At 43.0% G+C, this 26,195-nt stretch carries 23 protein-coding genes; 15 read left to right on the top strand and 8 right to left on the bottom strand.

All coding sequences use genetic code 11. The features are described from left to right. The first annotated feature begins 43 nt into the window (after positions 1 to 43). From opp3b to FC62_RS05335, 4 genes are read left to right on the top strand one after another with little or no spacing between them, the layout of a single operon-like run. On the top strand, positions 44 to 967 hold the full coding sequence (gene opp3b, locus FC62_RS05350; RefSeq protein WP_054746068.1) for an oligopeptide ABC transporter permease: 924 nt from the start codon (positions 44 to 46) through the stop codon (positions 965 to 967). Next, positions 967 to 1,992 carry an ABC transporter permease gene (locus tag FC62_RS05345; protein ID WP_056945738.1) on the top strand — a complete coding sequence of 342 codons (1,026 nt, stop codon included), beginning with the start codon at positions 967 to 969 and terminating at the stop codon, positions 1,990 to 1,992. Before opp3b ends, FC62_RS05345 begins: the two co-directional genes overlap by 1 nt. Before the next feature lie 10 nt (positions 1,993 to 2,002). Further along, positions 2,003 to 3,070: an ABC transporter ATP-binding protein gene (locus FC62_RS05340; protein WP_056945737.1), complete on the top strand. Its 1,068-nt coding sequence runs from the start codon at positions 2,003 to 2,005 to the stop codon at positions 3,068 to 3,070. Continuing rightward, complete coding sequence (locus FC62_RS05335; protein WP_054746070.1) at positions 3,057 to 4,016, top strand: ABC transporter ATP-binding protein; 960 nt, start codon at positions 3,057 to 3,059, stop codon at positions 4,014 to 4,016. Before FC62_RS05340 ends, FC62_RS05335 begins: the two co-directional genes overlap by 14 nt. A 62-nt stretch (positions 4,017 to 4,078) precedes the next feature. Here FC62_RS05335 and FC62_RS05330 read toward each other — a convergent pair whose 3' ends face one another. Continuing rightward, a complete protein-coding gene (locus FC62_RS05330) occupies positions 4,079 to 4,435 on the bottom strand; it encodes an iron-sulfur cluster biosynthesis family protein (RefSeq protein ID WP_056945736.1) in 357 nt (118 codons plus the stop codon). Positions 4,436 to 4,825: 390 nt separating this feature from the next. Between FC62_RS05330 and FC62_RS05325 the strand changes: the two genes are divergently transcribed. From FC62_RS05325 to FC62_RS05300, 6 genes are all read left to right on the top strand, one after another. After that, entirely contained in the window at positions 4,826 to 6,421 is a 1,596-nt protein-coding gene (locus tag FC62_RS05325; RefSeq protein WP_056945735.1) for a prenyltransferase/squalene oxidase repeat-containing protein, read from the top strand. 168 nt (positions 6,422 to 6,589) lie between these two features. Beyond that, the gene (locus tag FC62_RS05320) at positions 6,590 to 7,618 is read left to right on the top strand and encodes a DUF4430 domain-containing protein (protein WP_162257115.1); all 1,029 of its coding nucleotides are present in this window, start codon (positions 6,590 to 6,592) and stop codon (positions 7,616 to 7,618) included. 13 nt (positions 7,619 to 7,631) lie between these two features. Continuing rightward, a complete protein-coding gene (locus tag FC62_RS05315) occupies positions 7,632 to 8,588 on the top strand; it encodes an energy-coupling factor transporter transmembrane component T (RefSeq protein ID WP_056945733.1) in 957 nt (318 codons plus the stop codon). After that, positions 8,566 to 10,200, top strand: coding sequence for an ABC transporter ATP-binding protein (locus FC62_RS05310; RefSeq protein WP_056945732.1), 1,635 nt, complete (start codon positions 8,566 to 8,568; stop codon positions 10,198 to 10,200). Before FC62_RS05315 ends, FC62_RS05310 begins: the two co-directional genes overlap by 23 nt. Then, positions 10,185 to 10,988 (top strand): ECF transporter S component, encoded by an 804-nt coding sequence (locus FC62_RS05305; RefSeq protein WP_082611519.1) that lies wholly within the window; start codon positions 10,185 to 10,187, stop codon positions 10,986 to 10,988. The genes FC62_RS05310 and FC62_RS05305 overlap by 16 nt, the downstream gene beginning before the upstream one ends. Positions 10,989 to 11,145: 157 nt before the next feature. Continuing rightward, positions 11,146 to 12,456 (top strand): NCS2 family permease, encoded by a 1,311-nt coding sequence (locus FC62_RS05300; RefSeq protein ID WP_056945731.1) that lies wholly within the window; start codon positions 11,146 to 11,148, stop codon positions 12,454 to 12,456. A 66-nt stretch (positions 12,457 to 12,522) separates the two neighbouring features. Here FC62_RS05300 and FC62_RS05295 read toward each other — a convergent pair whose 3' ends face one another. Together FC62_RS05295 and FC62_RS05290 are read right to left on the bottom strand one after the other, a co-directional pair. Then, complete coding sequence (locus tag FC62_RS05295) at positions 12,523 to 14,235, bottom strand: hypothetical protein (protein ID WP_056945730.1); 1,713 nt, start codon at positions 14,233 to 14,235, stop codon at positions 12,523 to 12,525. Next, positions 14,228 to 14,944 (bottom strand): ABC transporter ATP-binding protein, encoded by a 717-nt coding sequence (locus FC62_RS05290; protein WP_056945729.1) that lies wholly within the window; start codon positions 14,942 to 14,944, stop codon positions 14,228 to 14,230. Before FC62_RS05290 ends, FC62_RS05295 begins: the two co-directional genes overlap by 8 nt. 93 nt (positions 14,945 to 15,037) lie before the next feature. On the opposite strand from FC62_RS05290, the gene FC62_RS05285 reads away from it, so the two are divergent. Beyond that, entirely contained in the window at positions 15,038 to 16,567 is a 1,530-nt protein-coding gene (locus FC62_RS05285) for a ClC family H(+)/Cl(-) exchange transporter (protein ID WP_371857352.1), read from the top strand. A 55-nt stretch (positions 16,568 to 16,622) separates the two neighbouring features. Here the strand turns inward: FC62_RS05285 and mnmG are convergent, their stop codons facing one another. The 5 genes from mnmG to rpmH all read right to left on the bottom strand — a co-directional run bounded on the left by mnmG (position 16,623) and on the right by rpmH (position 21,481). Further along, positions 16,623 to 18,536, bottom strand: a complete 1,914-nt coding sequence (gene mnmG / locus FC62_RS05280) for a tRNA uridine-5-carboxymethylaminomethyl(34) synthesis enzyme MnmG (protein WP_056945727.1) — start codon at positions 18,534 to 18,536, stop codon at positions 16,623 to 16,625. An 11-nt stretch (positions 18,537 to 18,547) separates the two neighbouring features. Continuing rightward, entirely contained in the window at positions 18,548 to 19,933 is a 1,386-nt protein-coding gene (gene mnmE / locus FC62_RS05275; protein ID WP_056945726.1) for a tRNA uridine-5-carboxymethylaminomethyl(34) synthesis GTPase MnmE, read from the bottom strand. A 143-nt stretch (positions 19,934 to 20,076) separates the two neighbouring features. Continuing rightward, a complete protein-coding gene (gene yidC, locus FC62_RS05270) occupies positions 20,077 to 20,931 on the bottom strand; it encodes a membrane protein insertase YidC (RefSeq protein WP_054746087.1) in 855 nt (284 codons plus the stop codon). Beyond that, on the bottom strand, positions 20,912 to 21,295 hold the full coding sequence (gene rnpA, locus FC62_RS05265; RefSeq protein WP_056945725.1) for a ribonuclease P protein component: 384 nt from the start codon (positions 21,293 to 21,295) through the stop codon (positions 20,912 to 20,914). The genes yidC and rnpA overlap by 20 nt, the downstream gene beginning before the upstream one ends. A 45-nt stretch (positions 21,296 to 21,340) precedes the next feature. Then, complete coding sequence (gene rpmH / locus FC62_RS05260; RefSeq protein WP_056945724.1) at positions 21,341 to 21,481, bottom strand: 50S ribosomal protein L34; 141 nt, start codon at positions 21,479 to 21,481, stop codon at positions 21,341 to 21,343. A 479-nt stretch (positions 21,482 to 21,960) separates the two neighbouring features. Here rpmH and dnaA point away from each other — a divergent pair, with 479 nt between their 5' ends. The 4 genes from dnaA (at position 21,961) to recF (ending at position 26,188) form a co-directional block, all read left to right on the top strand. Further along, positions 21,961 to 23,331 carry a chromosomal replication initiator protein DnaA gene (gene dnaA, locus FC62_RS05255; protein ID WP_056945723.1) on the top strand — a complete coding sequence of 457 codons (1,371 nt, stop codon included), beginning with the start codon at positions 21,961 to 21,963 and terminating at the stop codon, positions 23,329 to 23,331. Positions 23,332 to 23,487: 156 nt separating this feature from the next. Beyond that, on the top strand, positions 23,488 to 24,618 hold the full coding sequence (dnaN, locus tag FC62_RS05250) for a DNA polymerase III subunit beta (protein ID WP_056945722.1): 1,131 nt from the start codon (positions 23,488 to 23,490) through the stop codon (positions 24,616 to 24,618). A 200-nt stretch (positions 24,619 to 24,818) separates the two neighbouring features. Then, positions 24,819 to 25,064 (top strand): S4 domain-containing protein YaaA, encoded by a 246-nt coding sequence (yaaA, locus tag FC62_RS05245; protein WP_054746088.1) that lies wholly within the window; start codon positions 24,819 to 24,821, stop codon positions 25,062 to 25,064. Further along, the gene (gene recF / locus FC62_RS05240; protein WP_056945721.1) at positions 25,064 to 26,188 is read left to right on the top strand and encodes a DNA replication/repair protein RecF; all 1,125 of its coding nucleotides are present in this window, start codon (positions 25,064 to 25,066) and stop codon (positions 26,186 to 26,188) included. Before yaaA ends, recF begins: the two co-directional genes overlap by 1 nt. The last annotated feature ends 7 nt before the right edge of the window (positions 26,189 to 26,195 follow it).

Here is a 26,195-nt window from a genome sequence, read left to right as displayed (position 1 = left end):
TTGGATGAACGCTGCTTTATTACGTTAGAAAGGATTTGGTAAAATGCTCAAATACATCTTGAAACGCCTTGCCTACATGGTTTTAACGCTTTTCATCATCGCATCAGTAACCTTCTTCTTGATGAAGTTGTTACCTGGTACGCCGTTTAATAACCCCCAAATTCCCGCAGAACAAGTAGCCATCTTGAAGAAACAATATGGACTTGATTTGCCGGTTTGGCAACAATACCTCAACTACATGTCTGGAATGATTAGAGGGGACTTTGGTAATTCCTACCAATATAATCAATCTGTTTCATACCTTATCGGTACTAGAATTGCTCCTTCCATTCAGCTTGGTGTCCAAGCGATGGTCGTGGGGACAATTCTCGGAATCCTCCTCGGTGCGGTTGCCGCAATGAGAAAGAATACTTGGGTTGATTCAACTGCAACCATCTTCGCCATCCTTGGTCGCTCAATCCCGAACTTCGTCTTTGCTGCCTTGTTGCAGTTCTGGCTTGCTTTTCGTTTCCAAATGTTCCCAATCGCCGGTTGGGACGGGTTCAGTAGTAGTATTTTACCAACACTGGCGCTCTCAATGGCACCGCTGGCGAATACTGCGCGTTTCATGAGAACCGAAATGGTCGATGTCCTCTCTAGTGACTACGTTGAATTAGCACGGGCCAAAGGTCTCTCACAACGCTCCGTCGTGCGTAAACACGCATTCAGAAATTCTATGATTCCAATTATCACAATCATTGGTCCAATGACAGTCGATTTGATGGTTGGCTCACTGGTTGTGGAGAATGTCTTCTCCATTCCTGGTATTGGTGAACAATTCGTTAAATCAATTACAACTAATGACTACCCCGTGATTATGGGACTAACAATCATGTACTCAGCAATGCTTGTTGTCGTAATATTAGTCGTCGACATCCTGTACGGTTTGATCGATCCAAGAATTAGATTAAATGAGGAGGCAAACTAATGGCTGATAGTAAAATTACTGCAGATAAATTCAAATTAGTGGGTACTCACGAGAATCATGATGATCGTGAGAAAATTGCAGCACCTTCTCTGACATTTACCCAAGATGCTTTTCGGCGCCTCAAGAAGAACAAGGCTGCCATGATCTCATTGGTCGTCCTAACCTTGATGGTTCTCATCTCAATTATCTCCCTCTTCTGGCTACCAAGCGATCCAAACGCGGCGAATCCCGCATTCAAGAACCTCGCTCCAAAGATCGGCAATTTAAATATTCCCGGTTTCAATGGCTTCTGGAAAACAATCTCAGGTGTGAGTGTAGATACTTACGCCAATGCTAAGGTGCCTGATGGCACCTGGTATATCTTCGGTACCGATTATCTGGGCCGCGACCTGTTCTCTAGAACTATTGTCGGCATTCGGGTATCCCTGTTCATCGCCTTCATGGCCACTCTATTCGACCTTTCGATCGGTGTCCTTTACGGCATTATTTCTGGTTGGCGCGGTGGCAGAACCGATACCATCATGCAACGTGTGATTGAAATTATCTCGTCAATTCCTAACCTGGTAGTAATCATCCTGATGATGCTTGTGTTGAAACCCGGTATGACTTCAATCATCCTCGCCATTGCCATCACCGGCTGGATTACAATGGCCCGTCTAGTTCGGGCACAGACCCTGCAACTAAAGGACCAAGAATTTATTTTAGCTGCAAGAACGTTAGGTGAGAAATCAAGTAAGATTGCCTTCAAACACCTGATTCCAAACCTCAGTTCAGTCATCATTATCCAAACCATGTTCACAATTCCATCAGCCATTTTCTTCGAAGCATTCTTGAGCTACATTGGTATCGGAATCCCAGCTCCTACCGCATCACTTGGTACGCTGCTCTCCGATGGTCAAAAAATGTTCAGATTCTTCTCGTTTGAACTCTGGATTCCAGCTGTATTCATTGTGGTGATTATGTTAGCATTCAACTTACTTGCTGACGGGCTACGTGATGCATTCGATCCAAAGACAATGAATTAAGGAGGTCATTATGAGTAAAATTCTTGAAGTTAAAAATCTAGAAATTAATTTTAATACCTTCGCTGGACAAGTTAAGGCAATCAGAAACGTTAATTTCGACCTCAATGCTGGTGAGACTCTAGCCATTGTTGGTGAATCGGGATCTGGTAAATCGGTTACCGTTCGTAGCATCATGGGCCAGCTCGCCGGTAATGCGCGTATTCAAAAGGGCGAAATTCTTTTCCACGGCGACGACTTATTGAAGAAGTCCGCCCACGAAATGGATCACCTGCGTGGTAAAAGTATTTCGATGATCTTCCAAGACCCAATGACATCGCTTGACCCAACAATGCCCATCGGTAAACAGGTTGCAGAGCCCCTTCTTGTGCACCATACGATGAACAAGAAGAAGGCGATGAAGCGCGCACAAGAAGTTCTGGAGCTTGTTGGCCTGCCAAACGCGGCCAACAGAATGAACGATTACCCACATCAATTCTCTGGTGGTCAACGGCAAAGAATCGTGATTGCCATTGCAATTGTAAACTATCCTGAAATTATTTTGGCTGACGAACCAACAACCGCATTGGATGTAACCATTCAGGCGCAGATTATTAGCCTGTTGAAGGAACTTCAGGAGAAGATTGATACATCGATTATCTTCATTACGCATGACTTAGGTGTCGTTGCGGGTATTGCAGACCGCGTAGCAGTAATGTATGCCGGCAAAATCGTGGAGTACGGCAAAACAGAAGACGTCTTCTACAATCCTCAACACCCTTACACTTGGGGACTGTTAAACTCTATGCCTACCCTTGAGACCAAGGATCGCCTATACGCAATTCCAGGTACACCACCCGACTTGCTTGATCCACCAAAGGGTGACGCTTTTGCTCCTAGAAACGAATTTGCCCTAGAAATTGACCGTGAGGAAGAGCCTCCATTCTTCGAGGTATCAAAGAATCACTATGCTGCAACCTGGCTCTTACATCCAGATTCTCCAAAGGTTGCCGTACCAGAGGAAATTAAGCGCCGTTATGCAATCTACGAAAAAATTACTGCAAAAAAGGCTAAGGAGGGCAGTTTAGATGACAACCAATAAAGAAAAAGTTCTCGTCAAAGTCGAACACCTTAACCAATTTTTCAATGAGGGCAAGCCAAACGAGGTGCGTGCCATTCAAGACGTCTCGTTTGAGATATATGAAGGCGAAACATTTGGGCTTGTTGGTGAATCCGGTTCTGGTAAAACCACTACTGGCCGGAGTATCATCCGCCTTTACCGCCCCACATCCGGGGAGATTCTCTTCAATGGCAAAAACATTGCGAATCTCAAATCGGGTCACCCCGATATGTTGGAATTTCGGCGGAATGTCCAAATGATTTTCCAAGACCCGTATGCATCACTGAACCCCAGAATGAAGGTCAAGGACATCATCGCTGAGGGACTGGATATTCACGGATTGGTCAAGAACTCGGCCGAGCGTGATGCACGTGTGAAGGAACTATTACAATTGGTGGGCCTAAATGCTGATCACATGACCAGATATCCCCATGAATTCTCAGGTGGTCAAAGACAAAGAATCGGCATTGCTCGGGCGCTAGCCGTTGACCCCCAATTTATCATCGCGGACGAACCTATCTCCGCACTAGACGTTTCAATTCAGGCACAAGTCGTTAACTTGCTGAAAGATATTCAGGAACAAAAGAACCTGACGTACCTGTTTATCGCCCATGACTTGTCGATGGTGAAGTACATCAGTGACCGAATAGCGGTAATGCATAATGGGCGCGTGGTTGAGCTTTCAACCTCAGATGAGGTTTACAACCACCCGCTGCACAAATACACACAGAGCTTGTTATCCGCTATCCCTGTCCCTGACCCATTGAGCGAGAAGAAGAAACAGATTATTCCGTATGATGCCTCGGCTGAAGAGGACGGTAAGAAGAGAGAACTGGTTGAGGTTTATCCTGAACATTTCGTTTTCGCCGCCACAGACGAGATTGAATCATACAAAGCCGCAGCACTCGCTAACCACGAAGAAGGCTAATCTGCATAAAAAAGGACTTTCCAACCGTGATACACGGTATGTGAAAAGTCCTTTTTTCTTTGCTATTTTTTATCTTTGAAATTAATGAAGTTGACACTCTCATCAATCATGCCACTATCACTCGATAGCACATAACTCGAGGTTGCTTCCTTAAATTTGAGACTCATTTTCTCTTCTAGGTAGTCCTCGGACTCAGATTTGTAATAGATGGGACCTAATGGTGAGTCCATCTGTTTATCATACAAATCAAGCGGCATGTCAGCAGAGATAATTCCCACCGTAAACTGCACCATCATATGAATCATTGCGTGCTGTGAATACGGGCCAACGCCGTCTTCAAAGGTTAAAATCAAGCGGTCGCCCTTTTGAAAATGTTCAACAATTCTATCTTCTGTTTTCTGATCAAGTTGCAAATACATAATGCTATCTCCCTTCAGCCTATTTGTTATTCTATTATTTACACACTCATCATAAGACGGAATTAAACAAAAGTACAATTATCCGTAATACGTGCTGTAGTGGGTCTTGATTATCGAAATAAAAACAGGGTACGGCTAATATTAGTGAAAGCACCAGCCACCTTAGCAATAGATGTTGTTATTTATTGTGAGATTGACAAGAATGACATACCTTCTTAATTCTGCCGTCTATGAAGAATTTAATCCGTGGTAAAACCCTTTGCAATACGTCTTACTTTTTTCGAGAATACAGGTAATTGTTATTAAACTTTTCACACGTACAATATATGCCTATAATGAAAGTTATCGAACACAACATCTAGTATGTGTTTCACAAAAAGGAGAAGTCCCATGACCCATAAACAACTCAAGATATCTAAACTGACAGGTGCACTGCTATTCATAATGATGCTATTTCCATTCCTACTAGTAGGCTCTCCCGGATTAAATGAGCATGTTTATGCGGTGTCAGAGGCTAATCAAGCAACGAATAATCAGGATCAGCAATATGCTACTATACTTGCAGATTCGCGCAAAATCGTTCTAAAACCCATCGCTAAGGTTAACGCGAATGCTACCTTCTACAGAGGGGCATATGAATGGACTTTTCTCAGCCTGGGTCGCGACCTCGGGCTTAACGACCGTCCAGGTGCATTTGACAAATATCTGACCGACAACGTGATAGCATTAAAAGTGCCCAACGGCATCATAGATTCTCGTCCAGCTACGGACTACGACAAGCTCGTCCTAGCTCTAACCGCAGTTGGCGCGGATGTAACTGATTTATCCGGTCTCAACCTTTTCGATTCACTTGCAAGCTTCAAAGAAGTACAGAATCAAGGAATTAATGGCGTAATTTATACACTTTTGGCCCTTGATGCCAAGCAAAACTACGCTCCAAGCAAAAACGCCGATTACACCAAACAGGATTTAATCGACTTTATTCTAGCCCACCAGAAACCAAACGGGGGCTGGACGTTATTTGGTAACGGACCGGACGCCGATATCACCGCGATGACTCTCCAGGCACTAGCACCCTATCAAAGTATGGTGCGGGTGAAAGCGGCTATTGCCAAGGCAGTCTCATTGCTGAGCAACGTTCAAAGTCAATCCGGCGGCTACTACATGGCTGGATCTGCGGTACCCACCGACAACGCCAACTCAGCTGCTCAAGTGATTACTGCTCTCTGCTCGCTGAATATAGATCCAACAAGTGCAGCATTTACGAAAAACGGAGTTAGCGTCCTTGACAATCTACTTAGTTTCTATGTACCGCAATCAGGCTTTAAGTACTTCCTGGAGGACACGCGGCAGAACAATATGGCGACCATTCAATCCTATTATTCCTTAATTTCATATGATCGCTATCTAGCTAGTGCCAACCGTTTTTATCAGATGGATGATCAACAAAATAGTAGTGTTACGCAAACGAATCCTCCAATAACTGACGCGGATGGGCAAGACACGCCAGATCAGACCGAGGACACAACCACTAGTATCAACAAAACCGAGGTAAGCCAACCAGATGCAACCAGTGACGACGACCACCAGACTGAAAAAAATGCGGGCGAAATAAGAAATAATCCGCAAGCTACCACGCTATCAACTACCGATTTCGTCAAACCAATGAGCAAAAACAGTAGTAGTAATAACCACGATGAACAGACTTCAACGGTTAGCTCAAAACAGATTAAGCAGGCAACAACTGGCGGTAATTCAGATGTTACTAGCAAGAACTCTACTAAAGATGATGGCTGGCAGTTTACGGCATCTACTTTTAAAGCTCCTAAAAAAACTACTTCAAGTAAAAGTAAGACGGAGTTAAGTTCTACAGCCACCGGCTTTAGTGTTAACAATGCTATTATACTATCCGCGATATTCATCATCATTATTGGCGTGATTGGCACTACATTCTACGCGATACACAAGAAGGGATCTAACGAGTAAATGGGTTTTAAAATCACACAAAAACACTTTAAAAATTGGGTTTTAATCATACTTAGCTTGATCTTTGTTTTACTTTTAAGTACTGGCTGTCAGAAACCTGAGGTAAAGACAACAGCATTAAAGCAGGAGACAATCCTACGGGGAAAAGGACTAATTTCAAAGGCCAAGATGACCACAATTGTCGGCCAAGACAAGGAGTACCAGTTTAGCGGTTCTTCGCACGGAATACGCTATACCTGGCAATTTGCTGGTAAGCAGGTAAAGAACTCTGTTGCCCAAAAGCTTGGGCTTACCTTGCAGCAAAATGTTCTCCAGAATATCAAACGAGCAGCGAATGACGCCCCTTACGCTCTGGCAATTAACGTGCAGGATTTTGCCCTGGCTGCGCAGCCTACGCTGGCCATTACTATTCCAGAGAAATGGCACGCAAATCATGTCGTGGCGGTGGTCAAGGAGCACAATCAGCTCCATGAATTACCTACCGCTCAAGCAGCAATCAAAACGTCTGCAAAGAAAACAATACTGTCCTTCAAACTAAACATTACCGGGAGAAAAATCTATCTTGTCGCTGGTCAAACAACCAATAAGAAGCTTATCACCCAGAATAAGATTAACGAAACACGGACCAAGCTTGCAGTTATTCAAAAAGAATCGACAAAAAAATCAGGTAAGAAAATAACTTCAGCTAAAGCAAATACTGGACAGCCCACAAAAACGGCAAGTACTAAGAATAGCAACGCAGTGACATCTACCGAAAGTTCATCTACGGAAACGGTACACAAACAGGCCCGACAACAAGTAAAGACGGTCACAATCAGCATTGAATGTGCGACATTAATCGGACATACCGCCGATGTCAAGGAAGCAAAACGTGCATTTGTTCCGCAATCTGGCGTGATTTTAGCACCAACAACGATTAACTTGAACAAAGGCGACAGCGTGTACGATATACTAGTACGTGCAACGAAAAAATATGGTATCCAGATGGAATCCTCGTATACGCCAATCTACAGCTCTTATTATATCGAGGGCATTAACCAACTCTACGAGTTTGATGCTGGCTCACTCTCCGGTTGGATGTACAGCGTAAACGGGTGGTTCCCAAATTATGGCGTTTCCGAGTATACATCACTGAAGAATGGTGACTCTATCTCCTTCAGTTATACTAGAAACGTTGGGCACGATCTTGGTAAATAATTGAGGTAACTACATGGCCAAAGATTCATTCACAAATTGCCACCCACTAGTCAACTTTGCCTACTTCATCTCCGTCTTAGGGTGTAGTATGTTTATTTTGCATCCCTACCTCATCGCGATTTCACTCGTTAGCGCTATCGCATACAGTGCCACCCTGGTCGGCATCCACAAAGTTCTGAAATTCAATCTGATTTTTGCACTGCCAGGACTATTAGTAATCATGGGCATTAACCCCCTCTTCAATCACTTCGGGGTTACACAGCTAGCGCTTTTGCAGAACGGAAATTCTATCACACTTGAGGCAATTGTCTATGGTCTAATTCTCGGGCTAGTACTCGTGACCACCACAAACTGGTTTACCGCAATCAATCACATCTTGACTCGCGACAAGTTCGTCGACGTAGTGGGCCGAGTTCTCCCAAAGGTGGCTCTTCTCCTCGCACTCTCGTTTCGTTTCATCCCTCTTTTCATTAATCAGTTCAAAAAAGTACTGCACACTCAAAACATGATTGGACAGGGTCCCACGACTGCCCGTGGCTTCACAAAAATCAGACGAACTTTGACCATCACGTCTGCCATGTTTAGCTGGACGATGGAGAATGCCATCTACGTCAGTGATGCCATGCAACTTCGGGCCTACGGTACCCACAAACGAAAGCTTTACCTGCCACACAGATTCGATCCCCGCAACTGGTTCATTTTGGCAAGTATCGGCATCCTCACAGCTAGCGTTATCTCAGTGAAGCTGACGGGATTCTTATCAGCCAGCTTTAATCCAGTAATCAACGTGAGCGGTATCACCACGCACAGAAATAGCTTGGTAACAATCTTTGGTATAGCGGCTTTTGCGCTGCTGGCAAACATTCCCCTACTACTGCGTAGCTATGACTTCTTCCTTCATCTGGTGCAGCGTCGACGCAGCTTAAACCTCCAAAAGGACTACATTAATGAATCTTATCGAAGTAAATAATTTTACATTTAGTTATCCAGACCAGCGCCCCATCATTAAGGGGGTCTCCTTCAACGTCGAGCCGGGGAGCTTCAATCTCCTTCTAGGCCTTAATGGTAGTGGTAAAACCACACTAATTCAGCAGCTTACCCCCACATTTAGTCAACATGGTATTTCTACCGGGACAATATCCTTCATGAATCGTCCACTTAGTACAGTTCCTGAGGAGCGAATTGGTTACGTGATGCAGCACCCAGACCATCAGATTGTCACAGACAAGGTCTGGCATGAACTGGCCTTTGGGCTAGAGAACCTGGGGCGACCAAGCGCCGAAATCAGACGTCGCGTCGCCGAAATCGTTAATTTCTTTGGCATGCAGCAGTGGTTTGAACAAGACGTAGCCACGCTATCTGGTGGACAGAAACAACTATTAAACCTTGCCAGCACAGTCATTATGGACCCAACGTTATTAATTCTGGATGAACCAACAGCGCAGCTGGACCCAATTGCCACGGACAACTTCATTCAGATGCTCCATAAAATTAATCACGAGCTTGGCATCACAATCCTCATCACCGAGCATGACGTCTCGCAATTATTGCCGTATACCACCCGAATTCTGGTGCTAGACGCCGGCGAAATCATTGTTGATGAGACAACGCAGGCAGCCATCGCGGCGATTTTCGTCAAGGCACCCTATCTAATCCCGCTTCTTCCAGCCGCGGCCCAAATCGTCCACGCAATATCGCCTACTAGCTCAGAACTACCAATCTCTGTCAGTGCAGGCAAAATTTGGTTAGCTGAGGCCAAAAGACCACAGAAAACCAGCATGATGGTCTTCGACTCAGTCACGGCCAACAAACCGCAGCCACTCATTCGAGCAAAAAATATCTGGTTCGGCTATGACAAGCAACCGGATGTCATCCGAAATCTTAGCCTCACGATTAACGCCGGCGAAACCCTAATGATTTTAGGTGCAAATGGTAGTGGTAAAAGCACCCTAATGAACCTCCTGATGGGCGAATACATTGCATACCGGGGTAAACTCACCATTTCCGGCCACACCCTGAAGTCCAGACAGCAACTACAGCAATATCAAACTGGCATTGGCTACCTACCGCAAGACCCTACCACATTATTCGTCAAAGATAATGTTTTGGACGAGTTAAGGTATGGCTTGCCAGAAAGCAGCGACAGCGAACAGACTATCCTTACGGGCAGCAAATCGTTTAAGCTTGATTCAGTATTGGGTCAAAATCCGTTTGACCTTAGCGGCGGTCAACAACAGGTGCTGGGACTCCTCAAAGTTCTACTAAAAAAACCGCAAATATTATTTCTCGACGAACCCACCAAAGGTCTGGATACGAAAGCAAAAGAGCTGGTGGCCCAAGCGTTGCAAGAACTACGCAGTCACAGTGTGACAATTATTATGATCACCCATGATCTAAACTTTGCTGCGCAAAACGCGGACAAGGTCGGCTTATTTTTCAACGGTACCGTGACCAGTTGTACAGAGCGCCATGATTTTTTTGGTAATAATAATTTCTATACGACCGAGGCCAATCGTATTAGCCGCGACTTTGTTGACAATGCCATCACCGTGCAGGAGGTCATCGAATGGCTCAACCACTAATCAAGGATTTCATCAACCGCTTGTATGACGCAAAGAAAAGCCAATCCCAAGTATCATTGCCTGAACCACAATTTCTAGAGACTCAGGGTATGTCCCATTCGGGCTGGCGACAACGATACCTTTATGAGGCACTAGTTTTGCTCCTTGCACTGATTGCCGTGGCCTTAGGCTCATTTCTCCTGCCTATCAGGCAGGTCCTCCTGCTCAGCTTAATATTAATCTTTATCGCTATGGCCTTCTTCTTAATTATCTTTGAAAAGAGTAATCGTAGTTCGCGAGAGATGACCGTCATTGCCTCGTTGATCGCCATCACCGTGGCTGCCCGAAGCGTATTCTATATGTTGCCGCAATTCAAGCCGGTTGGTGCGCTAGTCATTATCGCTGGCGCAACGCTCGGCCCAGAGGTCGGCTTCATCGTTGGTAGCATGACTATGCTTGTTTCGAATATCTTCTTTAGCCAAGGTCCGTGGACTCCCTGGCAGATGATTGCCTTTGGCATCATTGGTTTCGTCGCCGGGCTACTGGTCCAAACGAATATTTTGCAACAAAAGCGCCTACCACTCGCCATTTTTGGCTTTCTCAGCATATTTATTCTCTACGGCGGTATCATCAATCCCGCCTCCGTATTGATGTTCACCACAGAGCTCAACGCACGCATGCTACTTCTATCCTACGTTTCGGGGGCACCCATGGATCTTGTTCATGCTAGCGCAACCGTCATCTTCATCTGGTTTCTCGCCAAACCGCTTATCAAGAAGTTGAACCGCATCCAAGCAAAGCTCTACTAAATTAATTATTTTGTTTCACGTGGAACCGCAAAACTTGTATATGATAGTGCATGTTTAGAAGATATCGTTTGTGTTTACGCAATTAATAATTGGTGGTATGATAAATATCGTGCTTTTTCGATTTAAAATACGAACGATATCCATTTGGAGGAAACAAATGAACTATATTAAGCAATACTTTGCCTTCGACGAGTTAGAGACCAATTTCCGCCGGGAAACACTCGCTGGTCTAACAACTTTCGTCAGCATGTGCTACATTCTATTCGTCAATCCTAGTGTGCTCGGTGCTTCAGGCATGGATCAAGGCGCCGTTTTCACAGCTACAGCTCTGGCAAGCGCCCTCGGCTCAATTATCATGGGAGTATTCGCGAAATACCCTATCGCAACCGCACCAGCGCTCGGAATTAACGCATTCTTCTCATATACAGTCGTAATTGGGATGGGCGTTAGCTGGCAAACTGCCTTGGCTGCTGTATTCGTGGCTTCATTAATCTTCGTTTTAATTACCATCTTCAAGTTACGAGAGAAAATTATCGACGCTATTCCCGCGAATCTGAAGTATGCAATCTCCGCCGGTATCGGTTTGTTTATCGCATTCTTAGGTCTGCAACAAGGCGGGTTGATTGTCGCCAACAAGTCGACTCTGGTTGGGCTGGGCTCATTCTCAGATTCCGCTACCCTCTTAACCGTCTTCGGTTTGGTCGTAACCTTTATCTTGATGATCAGAAAGGTGCCCGGCGCCATTTTCATCGGCATGGTACTCACCTCTGTTCTTGGAATGCTTATTCGCGTCATTCCAATCCCGACAAAATTAGTCTCGGCGGCACCGAGTCTCGCACCGACATTCGGTCAGGCAATCAAGCATATCGGGGATATCAACACGGTCCAACTAGCTGTGGTTGTGCTCACTTTCCTTCTTGTCACGTTCTTCGATACTGCCGGTACTCTAGTTGGTCTCGCACAACAGGCTGGTTTGATGAAGGACAATAAGATGCCACGTGTCGGTCGGGCACTAGCCGCCGACTCCACCGCCATGGTTGCCGGCGCCGTAATGGGTACCTCGCCCGTTGGTGCTTTTGTGGAATCCTCAGCTGGTATCGCGGTAGGTGGCCGTTCTGGCTTCACCTCAATCGTCACCGGATTTCTGTTCATCCTTGGACTGTTCTTCTCGCCACTATTAAGCGTGGTCACCAACCAGGTCACTGCACCCGCACTAATTATCGTTGGTGTTTTAATGGCTCAGTCACTTGCCAAAATCGAATGGACAAAGCTAGAGATTGCCATTCCCGCATTTCTAATCATCGTTGGTATGCCGCTAACCTACTCGATCTCTGATGGCCTGGCACTAGGAATGATCTCATATCCAATTACGATGCTGGCAGCCAAACGGGGCAAAGAAGTCGGGCCAATGATGTATGTCTTATTCTTCGTCTTCATCGGTTTCATCTGGATTTTAAACGTCAAATAATTTTAAATTTACATATTTGGGACACACTTAAAAAACCAGTCACTGGAGTAACCTCTAGTGACTGGTTTATTTTTTCAACTTGAAAGTCTGTGGGGCAAAGCGGTAAATCAAAAGGGCACCGATTCCGACATACATTACCGTCACTCCAATAATTAGGACCGGGTACTGGTAGGACAGCCAATTATCAGGAATATTCAGTTGCATATAAGCGATGAAGTACAACAACCAGTTTACAAGTGAAAAGAGTGGACTTTTGAGTTCTTTATCAATAGTGAATGGTTGGAGAATATAGTAGACAAACAAATAATGAAATGAGAACAGTGCCGTCAACGCAATCAGCGTCACCAGAAAGAGGAATATTTGAAAAAGTGCAATATTTAATCCTGCAATTCCCATTGCTACAACTACGGCAGCAAATACTGCCAATGTCATGACCATGTTGTACTTAAATGACTGATAGAATCGGTAAAAGAAACTTTTGATCACAACTTGTGGTTGACGGTAGAAGGGGTAAGTCAACATAACACTGTCCAGGTTGGTATAGCTGAGACTCATTACGTCCTTGCCAATTGAGAGAAGATAGAGCCAAAAGAAGAATACCGGTAACAGACCATAAAAGTTTAATCCGGCAGTAAGGCCATTACCGAAGTGAATAATTCCTAACCGCGACAGGGTAAAGTAAATCACGAAAGCGAGTGTAATCGCACCAATCCAAGCAAGTTTAAAGAGAATCTTTTTTCGTAAAATACGACGATAGCGTTTAAACAAGAGGGCATCGATAACCGCAGGGGTACCAAAACTTAATTTTGCTGTCTCAGAAACGGATGTGGTCTCCAACTGCAATTCTTCAGTCATATCTGTACCAGTACGGACATATTCATTCTTACTGTTGGTCGTGATAGATTCGTATAATTGATCATCATAGCGTTTAATCTTGGCCATCGTGGCTTGATTATCCCGGCTGAGCATTCGTTGATTAAGGAATAGCGCTAAGCCAATTAGGAGCAAAGGAATCACCGTAAAATAGCCGCTGGTAAGGACTCGAATGATGGGCTGAAAATCAGGCATAAATTGGACAACCAAGCCTGAACCTATCAAACAAAGCCAACCCAAAACTCCAACGCCTAAAGATTTCACGTTAAACTGCCTAATGCCTTTTTTACCTACCGCTGTCCGCTCCTTTCTCCTAGCACTGATATAGAACACACTAGCAAGCGCCAGCAGATACATCGCCCAATATAGTAGAATTACATTGAGGATTAGGATAAAATTACCCGCAAACATACCAAGGAGTAGGAGTAAGCCGGTGTAAATGGCACCGTTAACAAGTGTACTTAGGACATATTCATCGAAAATTGCAAGGGTATAATCCTGTGCAAATTGGCTCGCAAAACGATAATTATTGGCGCGAACACCACCAAACGTGGTGCCGGAAAGAATCGCATAACCTAAGCCAATTACTATTGCCCAGGAAATAATACTCGTTTGTACGAATTCTACCGCAGTAAAGCGCCGGCCATTAAAATGTACGAAGTAAACCCACACAAATATCGCAACCAACGTTAATATACGGGCCATTATTTTCTTGATGTAACCGTAAATCAAGAGTAAGTTAGCTGTCACAGTTTTAAAATTATGTCCCGAAAAAATATTTAGTGGCAGTTTAGGCCCGATCAAGGGAATTCGGTGGATGTAGTATAAGAAGCGGTTTATTCTCGCTGTTTGAGTGATTATTTGAAGGTAACGGTCAAATCTAAATACTGCAGCAAAGTCAAACATCTGTCTCCACTCCGTTCGCAAGTCTAGCAATCACTTCGTTCTCGAATTCACTCGAGTGAATATCGACGTCGCCGACACCGCTGAATCTCTTCTGATGAAGGAGGACAATTTCATCACTAATATCTTGTGCCAATTGTAAGATATGGGTCGAAAAGATGATAATTGCGTCTGTTTTGTGGTCCGTAATTAGCTTCTTCATCTCGTGTGCAGCAATCACATCAACAGTTGTTAACGGTTCATCCAATAATAAAATTGGTGTATTGAGCACCAACGAGGCAACTAGTTGAATTTTAGTCTTCATGCCTTGTGAGTAATCTTTTAACAACTTATTCCAGTCAACTTCTTCTAGTCCGGCAAGGTTGAGGTAATATTTGGCATCTAGTGAACCCGCTACCCGATTTTTATTGACCTCGAGGAAATAGCTGATAAACTCATATCCGGTCAGAAATAGTGGTAAATTGGGCTCCGTGTGGACATAACTAACGTCCATGGGCGTCAAGTCTCTCGAATCACCATCTTGGACAAGTTCGATAGATCCGCTTTGGTATTGTTCATCTTGAGCAATACAATCAAAAAAGGTGGTTTTACCTGCACCGTTGCGCCCTAGCATACCGTAAATTTTCCCTTGTTCGAAAGTAAAACTCGTATTTTCAAGTACATTCTGTTCATCAAAGCTCTTACTCAGCTGTTCAACTACTAACTTATTCATCTTTCACCTCTTTGAGCTGAGTATATCCTATAAATATTTTCCTGTAAAATTTGTTTTTAAAAGCGTAAAATTGATTTTTATGGGGGAATGTTAGTGATGAATTATCTCAAACAACATTTAGACAATAAAAGCTTGATCCTAATTTTTCGTGGCGTCGTTGTTGGTTTGTTAAGTGGATTAATCGTCGGTTCGTTTAGATGGTTAATCGAAATTTCGCTACGCTTTTGGCAAAAAGGTTTTCGCTTAGCACATACTAATTGGACCATCTTACTTGGAGGGTTAATACTTGTACTAATCATTTCTCTTATCCTAGCCAAATTTCTGCATGACGAGCCACATATCGCCGGTAGCGGTATCCCTGAGGTTGAAATCCAACTACAAGGACAGTTGACACTAAATTGGTGGAGCATTCTTTGGCGGAAGTATGTTGGGGGTGTTTTGGCAATTGGTTCTGGTCTATTTCTAGGGCGTGAGGGACCATCAATCCAGTTAGGTTCATCAATTGGCCAAGGAATCGCTGAGCAAACTAACCTCAATAAAACCAACACCAGAATTCTGATTGCAAGTGGTGCCGCCGGTGGTCTCGCCGCTGCATTTAACGCACCAATTGCTGGAACAATGTTCGTTCTTGAAGAGGTTTTTCATAACTTTTCAGTCCGCGTTTGGCTAAGTTCACTTTCTGCCGCACTAGCAGCAAATTTCGTTACCAGCACAATCTTTGGTTTACAACCGGTTTTGGCCATCAGCCATCAAACTTATTTTCCACTCTCTTCTTATTGGACATTACTTGTGCTAGGCATCTTCCTTGGTTTGTTTGGTCTACTTTACCAGAAGGTCTTGTTGTTAATGCCCCACCTCTATGCCAGAATAAAGTTCATTCCAACTAGCTTGAACGGTTTAGTTCCTTTACTCCTTCTTTTACCTTTAGGCTATTTCGCGCCAGAACTACTTGGCGGAGGTAACAACCTGATCCTTGACTTGAATACCGCTAAAGAAACTACACTATTATTATTTGGCGTTTTCCTCCTACGCTTTGTCTTCTCGATGATTTCATATGGTTCTGGATTACCCGGGGGAATTTTCCTGCCCATCCTGACATTAGGTGCGGTACTGGGAGCGCTGTTTGGTAATATTCTGGTAGTATTACACCTCATTTCGCCAACCATGATACCAAGTTTAATTATCTTTGCCATGGCCGGTTATTTTGCCGGTATTGGTAAAGCACCGTTCACGGCGATTCTACTCATAACGGAGATGGTCGGTAACTTGGCCAACTTGATGCCCCTAGCAATAGTAAGTCTCGTTGCATACATCGTTGTTGATCTATTCAAGGGGGCCCCAATCTATGAATCTTTGGCAGATAAGATGATGCTGCCGACTTCAGCTCAGTTTTCTGGGAAAACTGACCAGCTAACTCTGACCATCGTGCCAGAAAGCCACTTGGTCGGACAACCCGTCAAAACAATTCACTGGCCAAAAAACACCCTATTAATCAAGATTACACGTGGAACAAAAGCACTCATACCAGACGGATCAACAATTTTACGTGCCGGTGACTTTGTAACCTTCGTTGTGCCATACCAACAGCGGCTAACCGTCCGCAAAAAAATAGAGCGAATGTAAAAAAACGTGCAAAAATCTGCACGTTTTTTCTTATGTCTCAGTTACTCAACTATCATTAAGACACAGCCTGATTAACTTTGGCAATCCTTCCCTGTTCAATATAAACACTCAGGATAGCCATATCAGCCGGATTTACCCCACTGATTCTCTCAGCCTGGGCAAGTGTCTCCGGCCTAATTTTCTTAAACTTCTCCCGCGCCTCTGTTGCGAGACCATTGATTGCATCGTAATCAATTTGATCTGGAATCTTCTTAGCTTCCATGCGATGGAGTCGATCAATCTTAATCTGCTCCTTCTTGATGTAGCCCTCATATCTCAATGAAATTTCAATCTGCTCAGATACGTAACGGTCAATTGCAGCCGCCTTCTCCTCACCCAATAGGCTTAGGACGTCTTTATATGAAATATTTGGTCTCTTAAGAAATTCGCTGGCTAACACGCCATCCTTGAGCGGACTTTGATGTAACTTGGCTAGTAACGCATTAACTTTGTCACTTGGCTTGATTCTAACTGTCCGCAATCGTGCTATTTCCCGGGCAATAGCTTCTTTCTTATGGTCAAATTTCGCCTTACGTTCCTCATCGATTAAGCCAAGTGCGTAACCTTTATCGGTTAAGCGTAAATCTGCGTTATCATGACGTAGGACCAACCGATACTCTGCGCGACTAGTCAAAAGTCGGTATGGTTCATTAGTGCCCTTGGTAACCAGATCATCGATAAGCACACCAATATATGCCTCATCACGAGCGAGCGTAAATGTCTCTCCATTTCCTTGAGCACGCAATGCAGCATTGATTCCAGCGACGATTCCTTGACCGGCAGCTTCTTCATAGCCCGATGTACCGTTCATCTGGCCAGCGGTAAACAAGTTTTTAACCGGCTTCGTCTCTAACGTGTGGGTTAACTGCCAAGGCTCGATGATATCATATTCAATCGCATAACCAGGCCGCATCATCTCGGCATTCTCTAGTCCGGCTACAGAATGGATCATCTGCAATTGAACTTCCTCTGGCATAGAGGTTGAGAAATCACCGACATAATATTCCTCAGTATCGCGTCCCTCGGGCTCGAGGAAAAGCTGGTGTCTTGGCTTATCAGCGAAGCGTACGATTTTGTCTTCAATGGATGGACAATAACGTGGCCCCACACCTTCGATAACACCAGAAAACATCGGTGCACGATCGAGGTTATTCCGGATAATATCGTGGGTCCGATCATTAGTGTAAGTCATCCAACAACTCAGTTGATCCTGCAAGTAATCAGCATCAGAGCTCGTAAATGAGAAATGATTTGGTGTCTTATCACCTGGCTGTTCCTCGGTCTTACTGTAATCGATTGTATTCCCGTCAACACGTGGCGGTGTCCCGGTCTTGAAGCGACGCAACTTAAACCCGTTTTTCTCCAAATCCTCCGAAAGTTTGATTGAAGGAATTGAGTTATTAGGACCTGAAGAGTACATCAGCTCACCAATGATAATCTTACCGCGAGAGCTAGTACCAGCCGTTAGCACAACTGCTTTAGCAGTGTATTTAGCACCCGTGTTCGTTATAACGCCGCGACACTCACCATCTTCAATCACTAGTTCATTCACCATCGCCTGTCGCAGTGTGAGGTTAGGTTCATTTTCAATCGTATCCTTCATTAAGCGGTGATAAAGATTTTTGTCTGCTTGGGCACGTAACGCACGCACTGCGGGTCCCTTACCAGTGTTTAACATCCGCATTTGGACGTAAGATGCATCAATGTTCTTCCCCATTTGACCGCCAAGTGCATCAATTTCGCGGACAACAATTCCTTTTGCTGGTCCACCTAAGGATGGATTACAAGGCATGAACGCAACCATGTCCAGATTGATTGTTAACAATAAAGTTTTTTGGCCCATTCTGGCAGCGGCTAATGCGGCTTCTGAGCCGGCATGTCCCGCACCTACCACAATCACATCGTAATCATTGGAGTCATAAGTTCTCAAAATTAGCTATCCTACTTTCCTAAACAAAATTGGCTAAACAGTTGTGTTATCAGCTCATCTGGCGCACTTTCACCAGTAATTTCTCCTAATTTATCCCAACTATTAGTCATATCTATCTGAACCAAATCGATTGGCATGCCAACCTCTATCCCGCGAATGACCTCATTCAAGGAGTTCTTGGCTTGTTGCAACAGACCAACCTGACGCGAGTTCGTCACCATCACCGTGTTGTTTGAATCTTCAATTCCCTCAAAAAAGAGGTCGGCAATCTGTTGTTCAACGGCATCTAGTCCCGTCTGCAATTTGACACTCGTGGCAACTACATTCTCTATCCCGAACTCATCCTTTAGGTACTCGGGTGTGAGCTGTCGTTCTATGTCCATTTTGTTCAGAATAACGATTCGTTTCTTATCCTTGGTTAACGCCAGCAAGTTATGATCTTCCGTAGTTAAATTCTCTGAGCCATCGAGCAACAACAGGATAAGATCCGCCTGTGTAATGGCCTTTTTAGAACGTTCAACACCAATCTGTTCCACAATGTCATCCGTATCATGAATTCCTGCCGTGTCCACCAGCTTAAGCGGTACACCATTGATACTGACGTATTCCTCTACTGTATCACGCGTGGTTCCTGGGATATTGGTCACGATGGCCTTCTCTTCTTTAGTAAGATAATTTAGAAGCGATGATTTCCCAACGTTTGGCCGACCAACGATAGCTGTGGCAAGCCCCTGCCGCATGATTTTGCCTTGTTTAGCCGTCTTCAATAGCTCGTCAATCTGTGTTGACACCAATTTGGCCTTCTCAAGTAGCATCTTCGTGGTTAGCTCGTCTGTGTCGTATTCAGGATAGTCGATATTCACTTCCACATTGGCTAAAACATTCAGAATTTCCTGCCGTAACCGTTTAATGAGATTGGTCAAACTACCATCCAGTTGATCAACCGCAACCTGCATTGCCCTATCGGTCTTTGCTCGAATCAGATCCATTACAGATTCTGCCTGAGTTAAGTCAATTCTGCCATTCAAAAACGCACGCTTCGTGAACTCACCGGGCTCTGCCATTCGAGCACCGTAACCGAGTAACATCTGTAATATCTTATTTGTGGCGACAATTCCCCCATGACAGTTGATCTCAATGATGTCCTCTCTGGTGAATGTCTTTGGTGCACGCATTACGCTCACCATAACCTCATCGATTAAATTACTGTTCTCTGGATCAATAAAATGCCCGTAGTTAATAGTGTGGCTTTCGACATGTTCTAAGTCTTGACCTTTAAAGAAGTGATTGGCAATCGTAACCGCATCTTCACCCGATAGGCGCACAATGGAGATTGCACCCTCGCCCATTGGTGTTGAAATGGCTGCAATCGTATCATATTCAGTAAGTGTCGGCATCTGATAAACTCCTTTAGCAAATAAAAAAAGTGCCTTTAATTCCTATTTACACCGAAATAAGGTCTAAATAGAAAAAGCACTTTGACTACTTCATCATTTAATTTCTTTGAATAATATAATGGCATTATGCCAATTTGTCAATTCTAACGTTTCTTCGCCCGCTTATACGCGCGTCTGATTTGCCGTTTTCTCTCACGTTCCTCTTCCAATTTGGCGTTCATTTCTTGCCGATACTTGAATGGGTTTTGGAGCACGAATGTTTGTGCTACTTGGAAGGCGTTTGAAATTACCCAGTAGAGCGAGATGGCCGTTGGGAAAGTAATTGCTGGAATTGCAATCATCAAAGGTGCAAAGTAGGTCATTCCTTTTGTAACGGCTGTTTGGGCCGACTTTGGGGTACTCATCTGGCTGATATACGAACTAGCAAAAGTAAATACAGCAGCTAAAATTGGCATTAGGAAGTATGGATCTGCCTTACCTAACTCCATCCAGAGGAAATGGCCGGTTTGGAGTTCTGGTGTCCTGAAGATTGTCTGATACAGCGCAAACATGACAGGCAATTGAAGTAGCATTGGTAAACAGCCAGCAACCGGATTAACACCAGCTTCTGAGTATAACTTCTGTGTCTCTGCCTGCAGTTTTCTTTGCGTCTCCGCATCCTTCTCAGAATACTTCTTCTTCAGTTCCTCGATTGCGGGCGCCATATCTTGGGTTTTCTTCATGTTCTTAATGGACATTGCATTTAATGGCAATAGAACAACACGCACAATAATTGTAAAGATGACAATTGCCCAACCATATGAATTATTTACAAGTTGCGCAATCCAGAGCAAGAAGCTCGACATGTTATACAGGATATACTTATCCCAAAAACTACTACTGTTCGGATCGATTGGTCCATTAGTAGTAGAACAGCCAGTAAGAACTAATGCCAGTGCAACAATTGCTGCAAGCCCAACAAAGCGTTTTAAATTACGTTTAGTGAGAATCTTTTTCACTGATATTTTCCTCTTTATTTTCTTCCGGAAGAATTTTAGCCAACTTAAGTACATGTAGCAAATTTTGTCGTACCTGCTTCATATCATAATCACGAATGGAGGCGCGTGCAATAACTAAAAAATCTAATTCGGCAGGTATCTCGTCAATGACCTCGGTTAAAGTCGCTCTAATATAGCGTTTCAAGCGATTTCTCAGTACGGCAGTATGGCCAACTTTTTTTCCGACGGAAATGCCCACTCTAAAATGTGCTTGACCCGGTTTTTTAAGTTGGTAAATCACAAACCCCCGGTTTGCGACAGAATTCTTCTGGTCAAAAACTTTTTGAAAATCCAGCTCGGATTTAACACGGTATGATTTTTTCAACAGATTCAGTCCAATTCATATAAAAAAACCACTGAAGTCAGTGGCCTAAGCAGATAATACTTTTCTACCCTTACGACGGCGACGAGCTAATACTCTACGGCCGTTCTTTGTGCTCATCCGTTTCATGAAACCATGGACACGTTCACGATGGCGTTTCTTTGGTTGATAAGTTCTCTTTGTGGTCATCTTTTTGCACCTCCTGTTTAACTGAGTGCTTTCAAAGCTGATCCACTTAATATAGCGTGGCCACCTGAAGCACAATTGCCTGATAATAATATCATATCTACAGAGAAAAGACAAAATAAATTTGCAGAATTTTTCCACGTGTGGATAACTTTTTATTTATTTTAGCACTTTTTGCGTAAAACACAGGTTAATTTACAGGTTTATCCACAATTAACAGCGTGTATATATCTTTTTACACACACTGTGTATAAAGTATTTTAAATTATTCTCATCCTCCGCTACAACAACTTTTGTTTTCCACAAGAGTCTGCCAATAACTTTACTTTTTTGCAAAAAAATTTTGTTAATTGTGACTTATGCATATTTTTTTCCACAAGCCTGTGTACTTGTTGTTTTTTTTATTCACTTGTGGAAAACTATCGGTCAAACTGCTAAAATTAAGCTTGTGCATAAATAGAATGAACAGGCGGGGACCAAATTTGTTTGATTTAGTGAAATTCTGGCAATACTTTAATGATGAAATGCAAAAACGTTACAGTGAAGTTGCTTATAACGCCTGGTTTAAGAACACGCGCGCCATCACATTTAATCGGGACACAAATGAATTGCTGATTTCAGTGGAGACACCTGTTAGCAAAGGATATTGGGAGAAGAATCTTGCCAGCGTACTCATTCAAGAGGCGTATGCATATGCGTCACTCGAAATAGTACCCGTATTTAAAGTTAATGCAGCAGAATCAGGAACTGCGAAGATGATCGCCCCTGAACAAAACGATGACGGGATTGTGATTCAAAGAAGCGTCCAGACACCAAATGAATTTGCGCGTGACTTGAAACTAAATAGTAAATATACTTTCGATACTTTCGTTCAAGGTGAAGGAAATAAGTTAGCAGCAGGAGCTGCTTTGGCAGTCGCTGATAACCCTGGTAGTTTTTATAACCCACTCTTTATTTTTGGTGGAGTAGGGCTAGGTAAAACCCACTTGATGCAGGCAATTGGCCACCAAATGCTTGCTAATGATCCAGCAGCTAAGGTGGTTTATATTCAAAGCGAGACTTTCGTAAATGATTTCATCAACTCAATCAAGAATAAAACTCAGGATAAATTTCGCCATAAATATCGTGAATGCGATTTGCTACTAGTTGATGATATTCAATTTTTTGCCAGTAAGGAGGGGATTCAAGAGGAATTCTTCCATACTTTTGAAACTCTCTACAATGATCAAAAACAGATTGTGATGACTAGTGATCGACTACCAAACGAGATTCCGAGCCTCTCTGAACGGCTTGTTTCTAGATTCGCCTGGGGCCTTCAGGTAGAAATTACACCACCAGACTTAGAGACACGAATTGCTATTCTCCGTAAAAAGGCGGATGGAGAGCGACTCGAGATAGATGATCAAACCCTCGATTACATCGCAAGTCAAATAGACACGAATATTAGAAACCTCGAGGGCGCACTAGTCAAAGTACAGGCCCATGCTACAATAAAACGTGAGGATATCAATATTGACCTTGCTAAAGAAGCCCTCAGGAATTTACGAATAGTCCAAAAGAATAGAGGGCTTGAAATTTCGAAGATTCAAGAAGTTGTTGCTAATTATTTCCAAACCTCTGTAAACGAATTGAAGGGGAAAAAGCGTGTCAAGTCGATTGTAGTTCCCCGGCAGGTAGCGATGTACCTCACACGCGAACTAACTGATTTCTCACTTCCTAAGATTGGTCAGGAGTTTGGTGGTAAGGATCACACTACGGTAATGCACGCATATGATAAGATTCAAAAGGCAATTCAAACGGATGTGGAATTGAAAGGATCAGTTGCTGATTTACGCCAAATGCTCGATCGCTAGTTGTGGATAAGTTCAACTACTTTTCCACAGGTTATAAACAAGCACTTTCCTGTTTCCTTGTGTTATTTTCGACTTATGAACAAAATTAACAGGACCTACTACTATTACTACTTAAATAATATATAATTAATATAAACAAAGACACTGGAGGTCATTATGAAATTCGTTATCAACCGTAATTTATTTTTAGAAAATTTGAATAATGTGATGCGGGCAATTTCTTCTAGAACAACTATTCCAATATTAACGGGTATTAAACTGGATTTGTCAGAAGAAGAGCTAGTATTAACTGGTAGCGACACGGACATCTCTATCCAAATTAAGTTAGCAGCAAGCGAAGATTTACAAATTAGCACTACAGGATCAATTGTATTACCAGCCAGATTCTTTAGCGAGATTGTTAAAAAATTACCAGGTAAAGATTTTTCTTTTGAAGTTACTGAGAATTTCCAGACCCTGATTAAATCTGAGAATGCAGAATTTACGATTAACGGCTTAGATGCGAATAATTATCCGCGTTTACCAGAAGTTCAAAATGACGATAGCTTCACACTAGACAGTAAAGTTATTAGTGAACTGATTAATCAGACGACTTTTGCGGTCGCAATTCAGGAAAGTCGGCCAATTCTGACAGGTGTCCATTTCGCGTTTGCAGCAGGTAAACTTAAAGCTGTGGCTACTGACAGCCATCGCCTTGCTCAGAGAGAAATTGAATTAACCGATGGTCCAACAGGTGAGATGAACCTAATTATTCCTGGCAAAAGCCTAACAGAGCTATCCAGAATTATTGGTGAGACAAGCACAAAGATTAGTGTTAAATCTAGTGAAAATCAGATTCTGTTCGTAATTGGCAATATCTCGTTTTATTCACGTCTGCTAGAGGGTCATTATCCTGACACCGACCGTTTACTACCTGAAACATCAACCACTGATGTGACGTTTGATATTGCTACTTTATCTAGCTCGCTTGATAGAGCAAGTCTTCTGACACACGAAAGTAGAAATAACGTTGTGAAACTATCGATTAATCCACTGAATAATACGGTGGTAATCAAGGGTAATTCTCCTGAAATTGGTAACGTTGAGGAAGAGATTGCAGCTAAAGCCATGAGCGGGGATGAGCTAGAAATCTCATTTAACCCGGATTATCTTCGTGATGCCCTGCGTGCATCAATTACAGATCAAGTGTTGATGAAGTTTACACAGCCATTACGACCATTTACGGTGGTTCCTAATCAAGCTGATTTAAAATTTGTGCAGTTAATTACCCCAGTTAGAACGTTTTAATTAATATTTAGCTCTATTTCAGCCAAAAAGCCCTCGAAAAATTGGGGGCTTTTTATTATTATCGAATTTATTGTGTTTTTAGCGTTTTTTACCTCAAGTGGTGTAGGAATATTAACTTAGCTTAAAAGCGTTAAAAATAAGCAAAATATTTGATTTGATTTGTTATTCTTTCCTAAAAACGCTATAATTAAGTAGATTAAGTGGCATCGAAGGGGGCGGTTTTAATTACCAATTTTAAATTGAAGGGTGACTATATCACTCTGGCACAATTTTTAAAAGAACTAACGTATATTTCGTCTGGGGGACAAGCTAAATGGTTTCTCGCTGAGAATACCGTATACGTCAACGGCGAGAGTGAACAACGACGGGGCAAGAAACTGCACTCAGGTGACCAGGTAAAAATTGGCCAGGATGAATTTATGATTCAAGGATTGTTGGTAGATTAATGTATCTCTCGAAATTTTCACTTGAATTTTACCGTAATTACCCCAGCCTAGATGTTGATTTTTCGCGAGATGTAAATATCTTCTTGGGTCAGAATGCGCAGGGTAAGACTAATCTACTGGAGTCAATCTATTTTTTGGGATTAACGAGATCGCATAGAACCAGTAATGATAAGGAACTAATTGAATTTGACGCAGATTTTGCACGTATCAAGGGTCATCTGCATCAGAGTCAAATTGAACTTGATTTAGAGGTCAGGGTTACACCTAAAGGGAAAATAGCGTATATCAACCATTTGGAGCAGGCTAAGCTTTCAAACTATATCGGAAAGATGACTGCTATTTTATTTTCTCCGGAAGATTTAAATCTAATAAAGGGTTCGCCAGCGATTAGACGGCGTTTTATGGATTTGGAGTTTGGTCAAATTAGTGCTGAATATTTGTATTTTATTAGCCAGTATCGGCAAGTTCTGAAGCAGAAGAACAATTATTTGAAACAGCTTGCACTGAATAAAACAAAGGATTTAGTCTTCCTAGAAGTTTTATCCGATCAATTAGCTGGCTTAGGTGCTGAGATAGTTCATTATAGAATTAAATTAATCAATGAATTGAATACTAGGTCAAAGCTTGCTCATGAGCAGATAAGTGGAACAAAGGAAGAACTAGAACTAAAATATTCGGCCACTGGTATCGAAGTTGATGAATCAATGAGCGTCGAGAATTTATACCAGAACCTGCTTAGTGCTTATGAAACTAATCAGAGTAAGGAAATTAAGTCGGGTACAACATTGGTAGGACCCCACCGTGATGACCTGATCTTCTCCATCAATCAGCAAAATGCCCACTTATACGGTTCTCAGGGACAACAGAGAACCGTTGTCCTAAGTATTAAGCTCGCAGAAGTGCAATTAATTCATCAAATTACAGGAGAATATCCGATTCTGTTGTTGGATGATGTAATGTCAGAACTCGATGTGACTAGGCAAACCGCACTTCTAAATTACATTCATGGTAAAACACAGACTTTTATTACAACCACAGATTTAGCGGGCATTTCCTGGGAAATAATTCAAAAACCAAAAATTTTTAAGATAGCAAATGGTGTTTTAGCACCGTTTGAAAGCTAAGGAGTTT

Origin of the sequence: Amylolactobacillus amylotrophicus DSM 20534, from assembly GCF_001434555.1 — a bacterium.
GTDB lineage: Bacteria > Bacillota > Bacilli > Lactobacillales > Lactobacillaceae > Amylolactobacillus > Amylolactobacillus amylophilus.
Note: the sequence above shows the minus strand (reverse complement) of the source record. Positions and strands in the feature narration are given on the sequence as shown.

What these genes read in the sequence shown, in the direction of transcription:
- FC62_RS05335 (WP_054746070.1), top strand. Translation starts at nt 3,057, where the DNA reads ATGACAACCAATAAAGAAAAAGTTCTCGTCAAAGTCGAACACCTTAAC.
- opp3b (WP_054746068.1), top strand. Translation starts at nt 44, where the DNA reads ATGCTCAAATACATCTTGAAACGCCTTGCCTACATGGTTTTAACGCTT.
- FC62_RS05315 (WP_056945733.1), top strand. Translation starts at nt 7,632, where the DNA reads ATGGCCAAAGATTCATTCACAAATTGCCACCCACTAGTCAACTTTGCC.
- FC62_RS05330 (WP_056945736.1), bottom strand. Translation starts at nt 4,435, where the DNA reads ATGTATTTGCAACTTGATCAGAAAACAGAAGATAGAATTGTTGAACAT.
- FC62_RS05345 (WP_056945738.1), top strand. Translation starts at nt 967, where the DNA reads ATGGCTGATAGTAAAATTACTGCAGATAAATTCAAATTAGTGGGTACT.
- FC62_RS05340 (WP_056945737.1), top strand. Translation starts at nt 2,003, where the DNA reads ATGAGTAAAATTCTTGAAGTTAAAAATCTAGAAATTAATTTTAATACC.
- FC62_RS05290 (WP_056945729.1), bottom strand. Translation starts at nt 14,944, where the DNA reads ATGAATAAGTTAGTAGTTGAACAGCTGAGTAAGAGCTTTGATGAACAG.
- rpmH (WP_056945724.1), bottom strand. Translation starts at nt 21,481, where the DNA reads ATGACCACAAAGAGAACTTATCAACCAAAGAAACGCCATCGTGAACGT.
- recF (WP_056945721.1), top strand. Translation starts at nt 25,064, where the DNA reads ATGTATCTCTCGAAATTTTCACTTGAATTTTACCGTAATTACCCCAGC.
- mnmE (WP_056945726.1), bottom strand. Translation starts at nt 19,933, where the DNA reads ATGCCGACACTTACTGAATATGATACGATTGCAGCCATTTCAACACCA.
- dnaN (WP_056945722.1), top strand. Translation starts at nt 23,488, where the DNA reads ATGAAATTCGTTATCAACCGTAATTTATTTTTAGAAAATTTGAATAAT.
- FC62_RS05295 (WP_056945730.1), bottom strand. Translation starts at nt 14,235, where the DNA reads ATGTTTGACTTTGCTGCAGTATTTAGATTTGACCGTTACCTTCAAATA.
- FC62_RS05305 (WP_082611519.1), top strand. Translation starts at nt 10,185, where the DNA reads ATGGCTCAACCACTAATCAAGGATTTCATCAACCGCTTGTATGACGCA.
- FC62_RS05310 (WP_056945732.1), top strand. Translation starts at nt 8,566, where the DNA reads ATGAATCTTATCGAAGTAAATAATTTTACATTTAGTTATCCAGACCAG.
- FC62_RS05325 (WP_056945735.1), top strand. Translation starts at nt 4,826, where the DNA reads ATGACCCATAAACAACTCAAGATATCTAAACTGACAGGTGCACTGCTA.
- FC62_RS05320 (WP_162257115.1), top strand. Translation starts at nt 6,590, where the DNA reads ATGACCACAATTGTCGGCCAAGACAAGGAGTACCAGTTTAGCGGTTCT.
- FC62_RS05300 (WP_056945731.1), top strand. Translation starts at nt 11,146, where the DNA reads ATGAACTATATTAAGCAATACTTTGCCTTCGACGAGTTAGAGACCAAT.